The organism is Variovorax sp. RKNM96 (genome assembly GCF_017161115.1).
In the GTDB taxonomy this organism is placed as follows: domain Bacteria; phylum Pseudomonadota; class Gammaproteobacteria; order Burkholderiales; family Burkholderiaceae_C; genus Variovorax.
The window spans coordinates 690,588-707,408 of record NZ_CP046508.1; the positions used below are offsets into that span (position 1 = coordinate 690,588).

13 protein-coding genes are annotated in these 16,821 nt (G+C 67.9%); all 13 read left to right on the forward strand.

The window, feature by feature from the left end; genetic code table 11:
- The first annotated feature begins 14 nt into the window (after positions 1-14).
- Genes tssI (GNX71_RS03120) through GNX71_RS03180 form a run of 13 tightly spaced genes read left to right on the forward strand, consistent with a single transcriptional unit; the run spans position 15 to position 16,820 of the window.
- A complete protein-coding gene (gene tssI, locus GNX71_RS03120; RefSeq protein WP_241027149.1) occupies positions 15-3,230 on the forward strand; it encodes a type VI secretion system tip protein TssI/VgrG in 3,216 nt (1,071 codons plus the stop codon).
- A gap of 15 nt (positions 3,231-3,245) precedes the next feature.
- Positions 3,246-5,837, forward strand: a complete 2,592-nt coding sequence (locus GNX71_RS03125; protein ID WP_206176977.1) for a DUF2169 domain-containing protein — start codon at positions 3,246-3,248, stop codon at positions 5,835-5,837.
- Entirely contained in the window at positions 5,834-6,892 is a 1,059-nt protein-coding gene (locus GNX71_RS03130) for a pentapeptide repeat-containing protein (RefSeq protein WP_241027150.1), read from the forward strand. The genes GNX71_RS03125 and GNX71_RS03130 overlap by 4 nt, the downstream gene beginning before the upstream one ends.
- Positions 6,893-6,930: 38 nt before the next feature.
- Positions 6,931-7,590, forward strand: coding sequence for a DUF3540 domain-containing protein (locus GNX71_RS03135; RefSeq protein ID WP_206176978.1), 660 nt, complete (start codon positions 6,931-6,933; stop codon positions 7,588-7,590).
- A 33-nt stretch (positions 7,591-7,623) separates the two neighbouring features.
- On the forward strand, positions 7,624-8,019 hold the full coding sequence (locus tag GNX71_RS03140; protein WP_206176979.1) for a DUF4150 domain-containing protein: 396 nt from the start codon (positions 7,624-7,626) through the stop codon (positions 8,017-8,019).
- A 55-nt stretch (positions 8,020-8,074) separates the two neighbouring features.
- Entirely contained in the window at positions 8,075-10,453 is a 2,379-nt protein-coding gene (gene tssI / locus GNX71_RS03145) for a type VI secretion system tip protein TssI/VgrG (protein WP_206176980.1), read from the forward strand.
- A complete protein-coding gene (locus GNX71_RS03150; protein WP_206176981.1) occupies positions 10,453-11,001 on the forward strand; it encodes a DUF6484 domain-containing protein in 549 nt (182 codons plus the stop codon). The genes tssI (GNX71_RS03145) and GNX71_RS03150 overlap by 1 nt, the downstream gene beginning before the upstream one ends.
- 17 nt (positions 11,002-11,018) lie before the next feature.
- Positions 11,019-12,074, forward strand: coding sequence for a DUF2169 domain-containing protein (locus tag GNX71_RS03155; protein ID WP_206176982.1), 1,056 nt, complete (start codon positions 11,019-11,021; stop codon positions 12,072-12,074).
- Positions 12,040-13,152, forward strand: a complete 1,113-nt coding sequence (locus GNX71_RS03160; RefSeq protein ID WP_206176983.1) for a hypothetical protein — start codon at positions 12,040-12,042, stop codon at positions 13,150-13,152. Before GNX71_RS03155 ends, GNX71_RS03160 begins: the two co-directional genes overlap by 35 nt.
- A gap of 5 nt (positions 13,153-13,157) precedes the next feature.
- Positions 13,158-14,024, forward strand: coding sequence for a DUF4150 domain-containing protein (locus GNX71_RS03165; RefSeq protein ID WP_206176984.1), 867 nt, complete (start codon positions 13,158-13,160; stop codon positions 14,022-14,024).
- Between the two features lie 24 nt (positions 14,025-14,048).
- Positions 14,049-14,495, forward strand: coding sequence for a hypothetical protein (locus tag GNX71_RS03170; RefSeq protein WP_206176985.1), 447 nt, complete (start codon positions 14,049-14,051; stop codon positions 14,493-14,495).
- Complete coding sequence (locus tag GNX71_RS03175; protein ID WP_206176986.1) at positions 14,492-15,520, forward strand: hypothetical protein; 1,029 nt, start codon at positions 14,492-14,494, stop codon at positions 15,518-15,520. The genes GNX71_RS03170 and GNX71_RS03175 overlap by 4 nt, the downstream gene beginning before the upstream one ends.
- 4 nt (positions 15,521-15,524) lie before the next feature.
- Positions 15,525-16,820, forward strand: a complete 1,296-nt coding sequence (locus GNX71_RS03180) for a TIGR02270 family protein (protein ID WP_206176987.1) — start codon at positions 15,525-15,527, stop codon at positions 16,818-16,820.
- The last annotated feature ends 1 nt before the right edge of the window (position 16,821 follow it).

The following is a 16,821-nucleotide window of genomic DNA, read 5'->3' on the forward strand; positions in this document are numbered from 1 at the left end:
TTCAAGAGTAAAAAATGGCCGACCACGAGTTCCGCATCGAGACCGATTCACCCGCCAAGGACGATTTGATGTTCTGGCGCATCGTGGGTCATGAGGCCCTTGCGCGCCCGTCGGCCTACGAGCTCACCGTGCTCTCGAAGAACAAGGCGCTCGATGCCAAGGACATCCTGGGCCGTGCGTTCGACGTGGTCATCGAGTTCAACGACAAGGGCGGCGCCAAGCACGAGCGGCACTGCCAGGGCCATGCGGTGCGCTTCGTGCGCGCGGGGCACGTGGGCCGGCATTTCGAATACCGCATCACGCTGCGCTCGTGGTTCTGGCTGCTCACCAAGCGCACCAACTCGCGCATCCTGCAGGACAAGAAGGTGCTGGAAGTGCTCGATGCGGTGTTCGAGGACAGCCCGATCAAGCGCTTCAAGAAGACCAAGGCCGGCAACGTGATCGGCACGCACAACCCCCGGCGCTACTGCGTGCAGCACCAGGAGAACGACTACCAGTTCCTTTCGCGCCTGCTGGAGGACGAGGGCATCTACTACTGGTTCGATGCGCACGATGCGCCCGGCACCATGCACCTGTCGGACGCGAGCGACATGGCGCACGAGAAGCTCCCGGTGGAAGGCACCCTGAGCTACATGCCCAGCGATGCGAGCGAGGCGCGGCACAACGAGATTTCGCGCTGGGTGAGTTCGCGCCAGTTCGACACCGGCAAGCAGGCCTCGCGCGACAGCGACTTCAAGGCGATCAAGAAGAAGCTGGGCGCCGCCATCGACGTGAAGGACGACCACGAGCTGGCCGACTTCGAGGAGTTCGAATTCCCGGGCGGTTACTTCACCGGCGACGATGGCGAGAACCGCACGAAGCTGCGCGGCGACGAGCTCAACGCGCGCCGCGACCGTCACTGGGCCCTCACCACCTGGCCCGACGTGACGGCCGGACGAAGCTTCAAGTTCGAGGGCGACCCCGACGGCACGCGCGATGGCGAATACGTGATCGCGGCCTGCACCTTCATGGCGAGCCACCCCGGGTATGAAAGCGTGGGCGCCGGCGGGGCGACGCCCCAACAGGTGCACACGTCACTGGCCGATGTGCTGCGCGACGATGCGGTGAATGCCGACACGCTGCAGGTGCTGGAAGACCTGATCGCCGGCACGCCGATGCTCAACAGCGCGCAGCCGGGCGTGAGCGCCTTCCTGATCACCGCGATTCCGATGGAGCGCGCCTACCGGCCGCCGCGCCTCACGCCGCGCGTGACCATGCCCGGCCCGCAGACGGCCATCGTGGTCGGCCCGGCCGGCGACGAGTTGCACGTGGACGACCAAGGCCGCGTGAAGGTGCACTTCCACTGGGACCGCTACGACGAGAGCAACGAGAAATCGACCTGCTGGGTGCGCGTGTCGCAGCCCTGGGGCGGCAAGGGCTGGGGCGGATACTTCATTCCTCGCATCGGCCAGGAGGTGATCGTCGACTTCCTGAACGGCGACCCCGACCGCCCCGTGATCGTGGGCCGCGTCTACAACGACGACCAGCCCATTCCGTACAAGTCGCCCACGCAGAGCGGCTTCAAGACCCGCTCCACGCCCGGCGGCGGTCCCGCGAACTACAACGAGATCATGTTCGAGGACAAGAAGGGCGAGGAGAACATCAACATCCACGCCGAGCTGGACATGAGCCGCAGCGTGGAGCGCGACGACGGCACCACGGTGGACCGCGACCAGAGCGTCACGGTCAAGCGCGACCAGACGACGCTGGTGGACCGCGACCGCAAACACACGGTGACGCGCAACGACACCAACATGGTGGTGGTCGACCAGAAGAACACGGTCAAGGGCAACCAGAACAACCAGGTGGTGGGCAACCGCGACACCTTCATCGACAGCAACGACATGCTCAAGGTGAAGGGCACGGGCACGCACGAGGTGATTGGCGCGCGCAGCGACATCTCGCGCGCCGGAGAGACCCGCAGCGTGACCGGCAACCAGACCATCACCGTGAGCGGCAATCTCACGTACAAGGCCGCGAAGATGAGCTTCGAAGCCGGCCACATCGACTGGCTGGTGACCGGCGCGAGTTCCAAGTACATCACGGTGCCCACCGGGCCGCTGCACCTGATGGCCAACAAGATCAAGCTGATGAGCAACACCGGCATCGAGATGATGGCGGTGGGCAACATCGACGCGACCTCGATCGGCTCCAACACCACTGTGCTGGGCCCGAACTCCAGCGGCTACATCGGCATCAACAGCGAGGCCAACCTGGGCATCGCGCGCTCCACCTTCATGGGCATGAGCGTGGAGAGCGCACTCGCGCTGAGCATGTCCAACTTCGTCGGCGTGCAGATCGAGAACACGCTGGCCATCAAGCTCGTGGGCGTCGCCGCCATGGAGTACGAGGCTTCGCCCCAGTCGGTGGAAGCGCATGTGCTCAAGACCTTCACGCCGGGCGCCGGCGGCGGCGGCGCGGGAGCGGCCATGGTGGCCGGGGTGCTGGGAGCGGTGGCCGGTGCGGGCAGTGCCTTCGTGGACATCGGTGCAACGCTCGACCAGTACGCGGCGGCCGAGGAGCAGTTGAAGATTGCGGCCAAGGAAGCCCTGGCGGCCGGCCTGCCCGGCCTGGCCGGGCGCCTGTCCACCCTGGAGGGCATCACCCGCATGCGACACAACCAGGGGATCATGGGCGCGGTGCCCGTGCTCGGCACCGGGCTGGAAGTGTTCATGGAGGTGTTCACCGGCGGCGACTCGGTAGGCGCTGACGCGCTTGCCAAGGACCAGTCGCGCAACGCCGACAACACACCGGCCGCACCGCCGCCGCCGAAGGACGAGATAGAGCCGACACAGGCGTGGCAGCCGCCGCCGCCAGACAGCGGCGGCGCGGGCGGCGGCGGCGCAGGCGGGGCCTCGGGCGCTGGCGGTTCCGGGGGCGCGGGCGGCACCGGCGGCGCGGGTGGTGGAAGCAGCGGCGGCAGCTCCAGCGGCGCCGGAGGTGCGGGCGGGGCTGGCGGCGCAGGGGGCGGCAGCGGGTCGTCCGGAGCCGGCGGTGCCAGCGGCGCGGGAGGCGGATCGGGCGGAGGCTCCCAAGGTGGGGCGGGGGGCGCGGGCGGCGCCGGCGGCGGTGAGCAATCCCAGTGGGGTGGCGGTGACGGCGGTGCCGGCGGCAGTTCCGGCGGCGGCTCGAGCGGTGCCGGCGGTGGTGGCGGTGGTGGCGGTGGCGGTGGCGCGGGCGGCAGCCTGTAACGGCGCAAGCACGGCATGCAAGTCCTCAAACCCCAAGCGCTCGGCCTGTCGACCAGGCCCATCGAGTTCCGCAAGCGCTTCGGACTCAACGTCAGCGCGTACCTGCACCTGCCGTTCGCGCAGGGCGAGCGCGGCTGCCTCTGGGCCGAGCAGTCGATGTGGAGCTTTCTCGCGCAGGAAATGGCGCAGCCGCTGATCGACGAAGGCGTGGCCAAGCTCACGCCCGAATTCCTCGTGCACGGCAAGGCCTTCGCGCCCAGGGACCGGCCCTCGGCCTGCGCGGTGCGCGCGCGCTTCGGTGACCGCGAAAAGACCTTGCTCGTGTTCGGCGACCGCTACTGGGACGGCAACCGATCCAGCGCGCCGCAGCCTTTCGAATCCATGCCGCTCAACTGGTCGGCCGCCTACGGCGGCGCCGACTTCGCGGGCAATCCACTGGGACGCGGGCGCGAGGCAAAGGCCGGCGTGACCTGGCTGCCCAACGTCGAACTGCCCACCGACCGGCTGCTGCGCCCCGACCAGGCCATCGTGCCCGCCGGCTTCGGCGCGCTCGACCTGATGCATCCGCAGCGCGCGCAGTACCGCGGCACCTACGACGCCGACTACCTGAAGCAACATGCACCCGGCTTCGCGCCCGACACCGACTGGCGTTGCTTCAACCTCGCGCAGCCCGACCAGTGGATGGGCGGCGCGCTCTCCGGCGACGAGGCTTTCTCGTTCGACAACATGCACCCGGACAAGCCGCTCGTCGAAGGCCGCCTGCCCGGCATGCGGGTGCGCGCGTTCGTCGGCTACCGGATGCCGGACGCCGAACCCAAGATCCGCGAAGTGCCGCTGCGCCTGACCACCGTGTGGTTCTTTCCGCATGCCGAGCGCTGCATCGCGATCTTCCAGGGCCTCGCCGAGGTCGGCACCGACGACGGCTCCGACGTGGTGAGCCTGATGGGCGCGGTCGAGCGGCTGGGCGAGGTTCGCTCCGATCAGTACTACCTCGATGCGGCCGCCAGACGTGCCGACCCGAAGACCGGCGCGATCTATGCGCTGGTCGACAACGACTTGCTGCCCGAAGGCGTGAGCACCGTCGACCCCGATGTCGAGGCTGCGAAGGCGCCGTTCGCCACCGAAGGCCTGCAGGCCGAAGGCCAGTACCGCCGCGCGCAGTCCGACGTCGCCATCGCGCGGGGCAAGGCCGTGCAGGCGGGACTGGATCCCGACGCGCTCGGCATCCGCATGCCGCCGCGCGAGAAGGTGCCCACCGGCGACGCGCTGCCTCCGTACCTGGAGAAGCAGATGAAGCAGGCCGAAGCGCAGCAGTGGGCGGCCGTCGAGGACGCCGTCGCCCTGCTCGAAAAGGTTGCGGCATTGCCGCCCGAGAAGATGAACATCGCGAAGCTGCAGCACCGCGGGCCGCCGGTCTACCGCGCGGAGAAGCATCTCGCGGAAATACGCGCACTTGCCGCTTCCGGCACCCGGCCGATCGATTTCTCGCCGGTGCTGCCCAAGCTGTATGCGTTGGAGGACACGCACCGCAAAGGCTATCTCGACACCGCCCACATGCAGGCGCCGGTCGATCCGATGCCCGCCGCCGAGGCTGCCACGTTGCGCAGCGAGATGGCGCGCGCGGTGCCGGCGGGTATCCGGATGTTCGCGCGCATCGATTTCACCGGCGCCGACCTTTCGGGACTCGACCTGCGCGACGTGAATTTCGAAGGCGCCTGGCTCGAGGCCGCCGACTTGCGCAATGCCAACCTTTCGGGCGCCGACCTGTCGGGCGCGGTGCTGGCGCATGCCCGCTTCGAAGGCGCCATCGCGATCGGCACGAAGTTTCGCAAGGCCAATCTCGGCAAGGCGAAGCTGGGTGGCGCGGTGTTCGACGATGCCGATTTTTCCGGTGCCATCCTCATGGGTTGCGCCTTGGCCGGCACGCAGATGCGCCGAGCCGACTTCAGGGGCGCCAACCTGCTCGACACCACCTGGGGCCGCGCCGACTGGCAGGGAGCGAAGCTCGCGGGCCAGACCTTGCACAAGCGCGACCTGCGGGGCATGCGCTTTCCGGAGGCCGAGCTGTCGGGCGCCACGTTCCTGGAGTGCGACCTGTCGGGGGTCGACCTGCATGGCGCGGTGCTGGAGAGCGCGACCTTCATCACCAGCAAGCTCGACGGCGCGGACCTGAAGACGGCACGCTGCGCCGGTGCGGTCGCGGTCAATGGCACGCGCATGGCGGAGGCCGACCTGAGCGGCGCCGACCTGCGCAGCTTCAACTTCGGCGCGAGCGACCTGCGCGGCGCGAAGCTGGTCCGCGCGACGCTGGACGGCGCCAACCTTTGCGAGGCCCGCCTCGACGGCGCCGACCTGCGGCTCGCGAGCGCCAAGGGCGCGCTGATGCGCATGAGCAGCTGCGCCAGGGCGCTGCTCTCGGGCGTGAACCTCAGCGACGCGGTGCTGCAGAAGGCGGACCTGCGCGGCGCCGACCTGCGGCGCAGCAACCTCTTCGGCGCCGACCTCGGCCGCGTGCGGCTCGATGGCGACACTCTCTTCGACGGGGCGCTGCTCAAGCGGGCGCGCACCTGGCCCCGCCTCACGCCCGAACAGCAGGCCGCGCCATGACGATGACACCGAGACTGCTCACGCTGGCCGTGCGCATGGGCGAGACATTGAGCGGCCTGGACCTCGCCAAGGGCCGCTTTGCCGGCGTCGCGCTGGGTGGTGGCGTGTTCTCGCAGGTGCGCTTCACCGAGGTCGACTTTCGCAATGCCGACCTGCGCGAGACCGTGTTCGACCAGTGCGACTTGCGCGGCGCGATCGCCTCGGGCGCCAACCTGCGCAAGGCCGTGTTCAACCGCTGCCAGCTCGACCACGCCGACCTGCGGCAGGCCAACCTGCATGGCGCCGTGTTCGCCGAATGCGACCTGATGCACGCGCAGGTCGCTCATGCCGCGCTGACCATGGCCACCGTCAACAAGTGCAAGCTCGACCATGCGAACCTGCGCGGCGCCCAGCTCGATTCGGCGGTGTTCACCCAGTCGGTGCTGCTGGACGTTTGCGCCGACGACACCAGCTGGCAATACACCACGGTGATCGAGTGCGACCTCTCGCATCTCACATGGGCCGGCGCGCGCATGCTGCGCAGCGCCTTCACCAAGACTTCGCTCAAGGGCATGTCGTTCGCCGGCCTCGCGCTGGACGGCTGCCAGTTCTCGTCGGCCGACCTGAGCGGCGCGGACTTCAGCGGCATCTCGCTCCAGCAGTGCAATTTCCAGGGCGCGAAGCTCGACGGTGCGCGCTTCGCGAAGGCATTGGCGCCGTCGGCGATCTTCTGCAACGCCACCGGCGAAGGCGTCGATTTCTCGGGGGCGCGCCTGCGGCAGTCGTTGTTCACCGGCGCGACGCTCGTGCAGGCCGGCTTCGCCGACTGCGATCTCTACCAGACGCATTTTGCGGGCGCGAAATTGCGCGGCGCGAACTTCACCGGCGCGGATCTGACCTATGCCGACTTCCGCCATGCGGAGCTCGCCGAGGCGGACTTGCGTCGCGCCACCCTGATGCGCACCGTGCTGCACGGCGCCAACACCGAGAACGCACAGATGACCGACCGTGCACGCGCACTCGAGACCGACCCCGAGCTGGCGGAATCCGAGCGCTGGCAGCCGATGGCCGCGTGACGCGCAGAAAACCTGAAACAGATGGGGAAAGAAACGCCATGACCGACACCACGACCCTTCAATCCGCCGCCCCGCGAGCCCGCCGGCGCGAAGCTGCCAAGGCCATCGCCGGTGAATGGTGCGTCGGCATCCTCGGCACCGATGCGAACGGCGAGCAGATCGTCGCGAGCGGCGAGCTGCGGCTTCTCGCGCGCCGTGCCGCGAGTTGCCTTCTCGAACCTGCCGTCGGCGACAGCGTGGCTTGCCTGCGCATCGCGCCGCGGGAGGTCTGGATCATGGCGGTGCTGCAGCGCGAGGAGGGCGCGGCCAACGTGCTGCGCTGCCCGGGCAACTTGCGCATTGCCGTGGACGGCGGCGCGCTGGAGCTGGAAGCCGCGCGCGTCGGCCTCAAGGCCGACGAACTCGACATCGCCGCGCAGAAGACCCGCGTCGCCACCGATACCGCGGACGTGGTGGGCCGCGAGATGCACCTGATCGGCACCAGCATCAAGGTGGTGGGCTCGGTGCTGTCCTCGGTGATGGAGCGCGTGCAGCATTTCAGCCGCCACTACCTGCGCACGACGGACGGCATCGACCGCGTGGCGGCCACGCACCTCGAATGCGAGGCAAAGCAGGTGTTGCGCCTGGAGGGCGAGCACACGCTGGTGAACGGCCGAGAGCTCATCAAGGCGCGGGGCGCGCAGATCCATTTCGGCTGAAAGAAAAGCAAAAAGAAAGAAGCGGAGCACAGCATGTTCGCCAACTGCCAGTTGATGGGCACCGACATGGGGTTTCCCGATGTCTGCATCACGCCCGCCGCGCCGTCGCCGATTCCGGTGCCGTATCCGAACATCGCGATGGGGCCGATGGCGATTCCGAACGTTCCCACCATCCTGATCATGGGCGGTCCGGTCCACAACCTCGGCACCACCATCCCGATGACCAACGGCGACAACCCCGGCGTGCTGCTGGGCGTGGCCTCGGGCACCGTGATGGGCCCGAGTCGCCACATGACCGGCGCGTTCACCGTGCTGTGGCTGGGCATGCCCGCATCGCGCCTCACGAGCGTCTCGCTGCAGAACAGCACCAACTGCCCCGGCGTGCGAACAGTGCCGAGCCAACCGCTCGTCTTGCTGCTGGCGCCATAGAGAAACATCGGCAAATGATGGCGCCGCGGCGCCGCGGAAGGGGAGAAGGCCACGCATGGCTGATCACGAGTTCCGTATCGAAAGCGATTCGCCCGCCAACGGCGAACTGATGTTCTGGCGCATCGTGGGCCACGAGGCACTGGCGCGTCCGTCCACCTATGAACTCACCGTGCTCTCGAAGAACCGGGCGCTCGATGCCAAGGACATCCTGGGCCGCGCGTTCGACGTCGTCATCGAGTTCCAGGACAAGGACGGCGGCGCGCACGAGCGCCACTGCCAGGGCCATGCGGTGCGCTTCGAGCGCACCGGCCACGTGGGGCGGCACTTCGAATACCGCATCGGCCTGCGCTCGTGGTTCTGGCTGCTCTGCAAGCGCATCAACTCGCGCATCCTGCAGGACAAGAAAGTGCTCGAGGTGCTCGATGCGGTGTTCGAGGACAGCCCGATCAAGCGTTTCAAGAAGACCAAGTCCGGCAGCGTGATCGGCACCCACAACCCGCGGCGCTACTGCGTGCAGCACCAGGAGAGCGACTACCAGTTCCTATCGCGGCTGTTGGAAGACGAAGGTATCTATTACTGGTTCGATGCGCACGATGCGCCGGGCACCATGCACCTGTCGGACGCGAGCGACCTGGCGCACGACAAGCTGCCGGCCGGGGGCACGCTGCGCCACGTGGCGACCGACACCACCGAGGCGCGCCACAACGAGATCTCGCGCTGGGTGAGCGCGCGCCAGTTCGACACCGGCACCTACGCATCGCAGGACAGCAACTTCAAGTCCATCAAGAAGAAGCTCGAAGCCGCGGGCGGCACGCCCGACAAGCACGAACTCGCCGAGTTCGAGGCCTTCGAATTCGCGGGCGGCTACTTCTCGGGCGGCGATGCGGACGACAAGGGCAAGCTGCGCGGCGAAGAGATCGTCGCGCGCCGCCAGCGGCACTGGGCGCTCACCACCTGGCCCGACGTGACCGCGGGGCGCAGCTTCACTTTCGAGGGCGACCCCGACGGCGCGCGCGACGGCGACTACGTGATCGCCGCCTGCACCTTCGTGGCGAGCCATCCGGGCTACGAGAGCATTCCCTCCCGCACGCCGCGGATGCCGATCGAGCGGGCGCTGCGCGAAGCGCTCGACGACGATGCGGTGAACGCCGAGGCACGGCCCGCGCTCGAGGCGCTGATTGCCAGTGCGCCCGCGCTGCGCAACGATCTGCAGGGCACGAGCGCCTTCCTCATCACCGCGCTGCCGATCGACGTGCCGTTCCGCCCGCCGCGCCTCACGCCCCGCGTGGTGATGCCGGGGCCGCAGTCGGCCATCGTGGTGGGGCCGGCCGGCGAAGAAATCCATGCCGACGATTTCGGCCGCGTGAAGGTGCACTTTCACTGGGACCGCTACGACAAGAGCAACGAAAAATCCACCTGCTGGGTGCGCGTGTCGCAGCCGTGGGCGGGCAAGGGCTGGGGCGGGTATTTCATTCCGCGCATCGGGCAGGAGGTGATCGTCGATTTTTTAAACGGCGACCCCGACCGGCCGATCATCGTGGGCCGTGTCTACAACGACGACCAGCCGATCCCGTTCGGCTCGCACACGCAGAGCGGCTTTCGCACGCGCTCCACGCCCAAGGGCAGCGCCTCGAACTGCAACGAGTTCCGCTTCGAGGACAAGAAGGGCTCGGAGCAGGTGTACCTGCATGCCGAGAAAAACCAGGACATCGAGGTCGAGAACGACGAGACCCACTGGGTGGGCCACGACCGCACCAAGACCATCGACCACGACGAGACCACGCACGTCAAGCACGACCGCACCGAGACGGTGGACAACAACGAGACCATCACCGTGCACGGGCAGCGCACCGAAACCGTGGACAAGAACGAGACCATCACGATCCACCAGAACCGCACGGAAACGGTGGACCTGAACGAGACGATCTCCATCGGAAAGAACCGCACGATCACCGTGGGCGCGAGCGAGACCGCCACGGTGGCGCTGCAGCGCACGCACACGGTGGGGATCAACGAGACCATTGCAATCGGCGCGGCGCAGGAGGTGGCGATCGGGGCAATGCAGTCGGTCACGGTCGGCGCGAACCAGACCATTGGCGTGGGCATGAACCAGTCGACGAGCGTGGGGAGCAATCGGTCGGTCACCGTGGGCTCCATGCTCTCGACCCAGGTCGGTGCGGACGAATCGCGCAAGGTCGGCGGCGGCCGCTCGACGCAGGTGGCGAAGGACGAGGGCCTGAAGGTCGGGAAGAACCTGGTCATCGAGGCCGGCGACTCGATCCAGCTGACCACGGGCAGCGCGAGCATCACCATGAAGAAGGATGGAACGATCATGATCAAGGGCAAGGACATCCGGATCGAAGGATCGGGAAAGATCACCGTCAAGGCCAGCAGCGACGTGACGGTCAAGGGCTCCAAGGTGGGGATCAACTGATGCGGCGCGAACTCTTCCTGGAAATGGATCCGTTCGAGGCGAGCGCGGTCCTGCCTTCTCCCGCCGCAGCGCTTGCGGCGCATCGCCGCGAAGGCGATGCGGGCGCGTTCGCAGCTGCCGCAGGCGTGCCCGGCGCATGCCTTGGCCTGCTGCAGGGCTTCGATGCGCAAGGCCACGCACTGGTGCGCGACGCGGCCGATCTCCAGGCGCTCGCTCTGCCTGCCCGCACGACCGTGCCGCTGCACGCCGACATGATCGGCGATACCGTCGTCGTGGTCTTCGAGGGCGGCGACAGGCAGCGGCCGATTGTCCTGGGCGTGGTTCAGCGCACGGGATGCGCTACCGCAACAGCGGTGCGAAACCCGGTGTCGGCCCTGGTCGATGACGAACGCATCCTCCTCAGCGCGGAGCGCGAGATCGTCCTGCAGTGCGGCGAGGCCAGCATCACACTGACCCGTGCGGGCAAGGTCGTGATCAAGGGCGCGCACATCCTGAGCCATTCCAAGGGCTACAACAGGATCAAGGGCGCCGCGGTCGACATCAACTAGGCAGACGGGCACGCACCATGTGGCAGATCGACAACCGCACGCCGTTCGCCGTCGGGCAGGGCTGGGTCCGCGACCGGGATGGCGCCGAAGTCTGGCTGGTGGCCGTCAAGGCCAGTTTCGAGGTCATGCCCGACGGCTCGCTGGAGGTCGCACGGGAGCAGGCGCCGCTGTTGCGTGCCGCGCAATATTTGGGCGAACCCGGCAAGAGCAGCATCCGCTGCGACTCGGACATGGTGCTGGCCAAGACCACGACGGATGTGCTGGTGGCCGGGCATGCGTTCGCACCCGGAGGGCAGCCGGTGACGTCGCTGGATGTCGGCTTTCGCGTGGGTTCGATACAGAAGGTGCTGCGCGTTCTGGGGCCGCGCGAATGGGGCGCCCTGGGGCCCACGAAACCGGAGCTCTTCGTCAGCATGCCGCTGGTCTACGAGCGCGCCTGGGGCGGCGCCGATGTCCAGGCGACCGATCCCGGCACGGCCTGGGACTGGCGCAATCCCGTGGGCTGCGGCTTCGCCGTCAAGGCTTCGAATCTGCATGGCCTGCCGCTGCCGAACATCGAGTGGCCCGATCGCCTGATCCGTTCGTGGGACGATCGGCCCGACCCGGCGGGCTTCGGTGCGATCTGCAGTCACTGGCAACCCCGTGCGTCGTACGCAGGCACCTACGACGACCACTGGATGGCAACGCGGCAGCCCCTGCTCCCCGAGGATTTCGACGCGCGTTTTTTCCAATGCGCGCCGGCCGACCAGCAGGCGCGCGAGTTCCTGGTGGGCGGGGAGCATGTCATGCTGCTGAATCTGGCGCCGGCCAGCCAGATGCAGTTCCGGTTGCCCGTGCTCCAGTTCGACATGCAGACCCGCTTCTCCGACGGAGAGCGGCGCGAGCACGAGTCGCCGCGCCTGCATACCGTGCTCCTGGAGCCTGACTTTCCGCGCGTGTCGATGGTCTGGCACAGCGCGCTGGAATGCCACGCCAAGGTGTACCAGCTGCAGGAAACGCGTGTGACCGTTCGCGAGACCAACCCGCAGGACGAAGACGATGAACCCGTGGACAGCCTCCTCGATCTGGTCTGAGCATGGCGACGGGCCTGTCGTCGCCGGGCTCGGCGCCGTGACGCCGGTGGGCCGCAGTGCCTGGGCCGCGGCGGCGGCCGTGCGGGCAGGTGTTTCCGGCTTCGCAGCACATGGCTTCATGGTCGATGCCGCCGGCAAGCCGATGTGCGTGGCTGCATTTCCGTGGCTGTCGGCAGCGCAGGAGATTGCCAGCCGCATCGGCGATGGCCTGGTCGCGGCCATCCGCGAGTCGTTGCTGCCGTTGCAGGCTGCGGCCGGAGAAGGCGGGGTGCCGGCGTTTTCGCTGCTCGTGAATCTGCCGTCGCACCGGCCGGGGCTGCCCGACGATCTCTGCGACATCGTGCGTGAACACCTGATGCGCGAATTTCCGCAAGGCATCGAGCGCATCGGCGTCGCGCCGCTGGGCCATGCGGGCGGAATGATGGCGCTGCGCTCCGCATCGGAGTACCTGCGGGCGGCGCCGGCGGCGGTGTGCATCGTCGCCTGCGCCGACTCCTACCTGGACCCCGATGCGCTGGAGTGGATCGAAGACACCGACCAGCTCCACAGTGCGGGCGAGCGGAACAACCCCCAAGGCTTCGTGCCCGGCGAAGGCGCGGGCGCCATGCTGCTGGTGTCGGCCGACACGGCCCGGCGAATGGGGCTGCAGCCGCTCGGACGCATCGAGGGCCAGGGGCTGGGGCGCGAGGACCACCTGATCCGGACGGACTCGGTCTGCATCGGCGAAGGACTGACCGCTGCCATGCGCGGTGCTCTGGGAGGGCTGCCGCCAGACGAGCGGTTGACGGATGTGTACTGCGACCTGAACGGCGAACCGTACCGCGCCGACGAGTTCGCCTTTGCCGCACTGCGCACGCGGGAGCGTTTTGTGGCCGCTTCGGATTTCGTCGCGCCTGCCGATTGCTGGGGCGATGTCGGGGCGGCCTCGGCGGTCCTGCTCGTCATGCTCGCCTGCATCGCGGGACTGAAGGGCTATGCCAATGGCCCGAACGCGCTGGTGTGGGCCAGCTCGGTCACCGGCGAGCGGGGTGCGTTGGTGATCCGCACGTCGGTGCTCCCGGCGGCCGTGGGGGACTAGCCGCCATGGCCACCGTCAAGGTCAACGGCACCATGAACGGCCTGGTCCACAAGGGCGGCACATGGGCGTCTCCGGCGACCATGCCCGATGTCTGTAAGACACCCACGCCCGGCGGCCCGGTGCCGATGCCCTATCCCAACGTCTCGGATTCAGGTTCGCTTACCGGCGGCTCGACGACCGTGAAGGTCGACGGCGGCAACATGGCGGCCATCAAGGGCTCGAAGTTCTCCACGAGCATCGGCGACGAGCCCGGTACCGCGGGGGGCGTGAAGTCCAGCACCTTCAAGAAGGCATCCACCTGGATCACGTATTCGTTCGACGTGAAGATCGACGGCAAGAACGCCTGCCGCTTCACCGACAAGAAGTTCCAGAACGACGAGAACACCGTCGATGCCGCAGGCACCGTTCCGCTGGTGGTCGTGGTCGAGCTGGACGAAGTGAAGATGAAATGCGGCGAGCTCAACCAGTACGGCGAGCAGAAGAAGGTTTCGGGCAAGGGCAAGTCCGACCGCGATCACGTGCCCTCGAAAGCAGCGCTCAAGGCCAAAGCCGCCAAGCTGATGAAGGTCGACACGCCGGACCTTCCGGACTGCGTGGCCAAGAAGATCGATGCGGGCGCGCTGGCGATCGTCATTCCAAAGCGGGCGCACCAGGAATGCAGCGAGACCTATGGCCAGACGATGGCCGAGGCCGAGGCTGATGCCGACGACCTCAAGGGCGCTGCCGAACGCGACACCAAGACGCTGGAGAAGGAGATCGAGAACTACGACCCGGCCTGCAAGGAGGCCTACAAGAAGGCGGCGCGCAAGGTGCGCAAGATCACCAACCGGCAGTACACCAACTGGATCAAGAAGATCATCGCGGACTGCTGACCTACCTTTGGACGAGGACATTCCATGGACGCTTCCCAATTCGAACTCTGCCTTGGCAAGACCGAAGACACGCCCGAGGTGACGGCGATGCTCGCCGCGCTGGGCGTCACGAAGAAACTCAAGCTCGGGAGCGAGGGCTATGTGCGGCTGAAGCTTGCCAGCCAGGGCTTGCTGCTGTCCTTCGTTCCCGAGGACCCCAAGAGCAGCAGGCTTGTTTTCTCCGGCGTGCAGTTCTACTCGGACGTGGAGGAGGGCTTCACGAGGTTCGCGGGCGCCTTGCCCGGCGGGCTGACCTTCTCGGATACGCCGGCACAGGCGCGGGCCAGGCTGGGCAAGCCCACGGAAATCATGAAGGACTTTCGTCTCGACCACTGGATCGCGGACGGCCGCCAGCTGACCGTGCGTTATACGAAGCCGCTCGACGGCATTGCCCATGTGCTCCGTGGATTTCCGAGGAAGGACCGCAAGTGACACCTGCGGGCGCCGTCACCGGGGATGAGCTGCTGCGATTGCTGGCACGGGGCGTCGACGACCCGGTCGTGCAGGCCTCGCTCGAGCAGCTCGCGCGCGGCATGCAGCCGGAAGTCGACGCGGAGGACAACGGCGCTTTCGCCGATTGGGTGACCGTCAACGAGATCGGCCTGGAATACGGGTTCCAGGACGAAGCCTTCGTTCGCGCGTGGGACCCGGAGCGGCGCGGCCATACCCGGCTGATCCTCACGCAGTTGTACTTCTATGGCGACACGCCCAGGACGCGGCCCTTTCCATACGCACTGCCGTTCGGCCTTGACCTGCGCGACGACCGGCATGCGGTACAGCGCAAGCTGGCAGCGATCGCGGGGCCCTGCAAGACGTACATCCGGGATGCATGGACGCTGCCGGCTTTCCAGGTCACCACCGCCTACGGGGCGGACACGAACCTGCTCGAATCGATCTACTGCCACATTCCCCACGACCCGTGGCTGCCGCTGCGCGACGAAGCGACGCTGGCACAGGTGTTTCCACCAAATCTGTTCATCGGACTGTTCGGACTGCGGTGGTCGGACGAGCGCCTGAGGACCATCCTGGCGCCGCTGGGCTATGTCGAAGCGATGGCGGACGTGCGCAGCGAGCACATGGCGGACTTCCTGCCGACGCACGGACTCGCGCTGACCTTTGCGCCGAGCCGCGAACTGGCGATGGGCGATCCGCGCTATCCCCGCTCGCTCGCCCTGGCCGTCGCCACCTTCCACGCGAGTCGGGACATGGACGCACGCGAGTGGGCCGGCGAGCTGCCGTGCAAACTGGTTTTTTCCGATGCGCAATCGGATCTCGTGGCCAAGGTGGGCCAGGCGCCGGACGAGCGCATCGACAGCGACCGCAGCGGCATCGTGGCGTGGCACCTGGCGGGGTATTCGCTCGTGGTCGTCTACAGCAATATCGAGAACCGCATCCTGCGCGTGAGCGTCATGGCGCCCGGCTACTGGCAGGTCGTCCACGCGGACGATGGCGATTGACGCGATGCAAGACTTCGCCATGTGGACCACCTGCGCCGAACCCGTGATCGATGTGGTCCAGCTCCATGTCGAGGAGGCGGCCATCCTGCGCAGCACGCGGACCCGGATGGTCGCGGCTCCCCACATCGGGCTGCACCTGCTGCGCAGGTTCGACGAACGGATCGCAGCGCATCTGGACGGCATCGCGGTGGCCGCGGGCTTCGGCGATCACTTCATCGAGGCTGCGCTGGAGGCGCCCGATGCCGGGCCGTGGTTCGTTGCGACGGTCGTTGCGTTGGAGAGCGGCAATGCCGCCAGGCTCGACGAACTGCTGGCGCGTTGCGCGGGCCATCGCGGGGCCATGTCGGGCGTGGTCTCCGCATTGGGTTGGGTGTCGCCCAGAAGGCTGCGCGGCATGGCCATCGAGTTTCTCGGCTCGGGCGATCCGCTTCGGCGCGAGCTCGCGCTCGCGGCATGCGGCATGCACCGGGCCGACCCCGGTCCCTGGCTCGACACCATCCTGGCGGAGGCGGCCGGCCACGCGCACGCGCGTGCGGTCCGCGTGGCCGGACTGCTGGGGCGAACGGACCTGCGGGAGCCCTGCCTGCAGGCATTGCAGGCGTGGCAGGGGTGGGACAGGTTGCATGCGGCGCGATCGGCATTGCTGCTGGGGGACCGCGATCGGTCGCTGAAGGTGCTCGCGGACATCGCGCTGGCCCCCGGCCCCTGCCAGCGGCTGGCCGTCGCACTGCTGTTCAAGGCGCTGGATGTTCCGCAGGGCCGCATGGTGCTGCAAGCGTTGACGGAAGACCCGTCGATGGTGAGGATCGTCATCGAGGCGGCGGGTGTCCTGGGCGATCCACTCGATGTGCCCTCGCTGATCCGCCTCCTGGCCGAACCTGCCTGCGCACGGCTGGCGGGAGAGGCCTTCAGCCTTCTCACCGGCGTCGACCTCGTCGATGCCAGACTGGGCGGTGCGCAGCCGCCCGTCGATGTGCAGCCGCAGCCGCGCGACGATCCCGAGGCGCCGGGTGACCTCGACATTGCCGTGGACGAAGACGACGACCTGCCCTGGCCCGACCCGGACAAGGTGGCGGCATGGTGGCAATCCAACGGTCACCGTTTCCCGGCAGGCCGGCGTTTCTTCATGGGCGAGTCGCCCAACGTCGCGAACTGCGAGCGCGTGCTGCGTCACGGCCTGCAGCGCCAGCGCACCGCCGCGGCCGAGCACCTGGGCCTGCTACAGCCGGGCACGCCGTTGTTTCCCACCCGTGCGCCGGCATGGCGGCAGCAGCGCTGGCTCGATGCGGTGGGCGCCTGAC

Bases quoted from the DNA above. Each gene is read 5' to 3' on its own strand.
- GNX71_RS03140 (WP_206176979.1), top strand. From the start codon at position 7,624: ATGTTCGCCAACTGCCAGTTGATGGGCACCGACATGGGGTTTCCCGAT.
- GNX71_RS03150 (WP_206176981.1), top strand. From the start codon at position 10,453: ATGCGGCGCGAACTCTTCCTGGAAATGGATCCGTTCGAGGCGAGCGCG.
- tssI (WP_241027149.1), top strand. From the start codon at position 15: ATGGCCGACCACGAGTTCCGCATCGAGACCGATTCACCCGCCAAGGAC.
- GNX71_RS03130 (WP_241027150.1), top strand. From the start codon at position 5,834: ATGACGATGACACCGAGACTGCTCACGCTGGCCGTGCGCATGGGCGAG.
- GNX71_RS03180 (WP_206176987.1), top strand. From the start codon at position 15,525: ATGCAAGACTTCGCCATGTGGACCACCTGCGCCGAACCCGTGATCGAT.
- GNX71_RS03155 (WP_206176982.1), top strand. From the start codon at position 11,019: ATGTGGCAGATCGACAACCGCACGCCGTTCGCCGTCGGGCAGGGCTGG.
- tssI (WP_206176980.1), top strand. From the start codon at position 8,075: ATGGCTGATCACGAGTTCCGTATCGAAAGCGATTCGCCCGCCAACGGC.
- GNX71_RS03135 (WP_206176978.1), top strand. From the start codon at position 6,931: ATGACCGACACCACGACCCTTCAATCCGCCGCCCCGCGAGCCCGCCGG.
- GNX71_RS03160 (WP_206176983.1), top strand. From the start codon at position 12,040: ATGAACCCGTGGACAGCCTCCTCGATCTGGTCTGAGCATGGCGACGGG.
- GNX71_RS03170 (WP_206176985.1), top strand. From the start codon at position 14,049: ATGGACGCTTCCCAATTCGAACTCTGCCTTGGCAAGACCGAAGACACG.
- GNX71_RS03165 (WP_206176984.1), top strand. From the start codon at position 13,158: ATGGCCACCGTCAAGGTCAACGGCACCATGAACGGCCTGGTCCACAAG.
- GNX71_RS03125 (WP_206176977.1), top strand. From the start codon at position 3,246: ATGCAAGTCCTCAAACCCCAAGCGCTCGGCCTGTCGACCAGGCCCATC.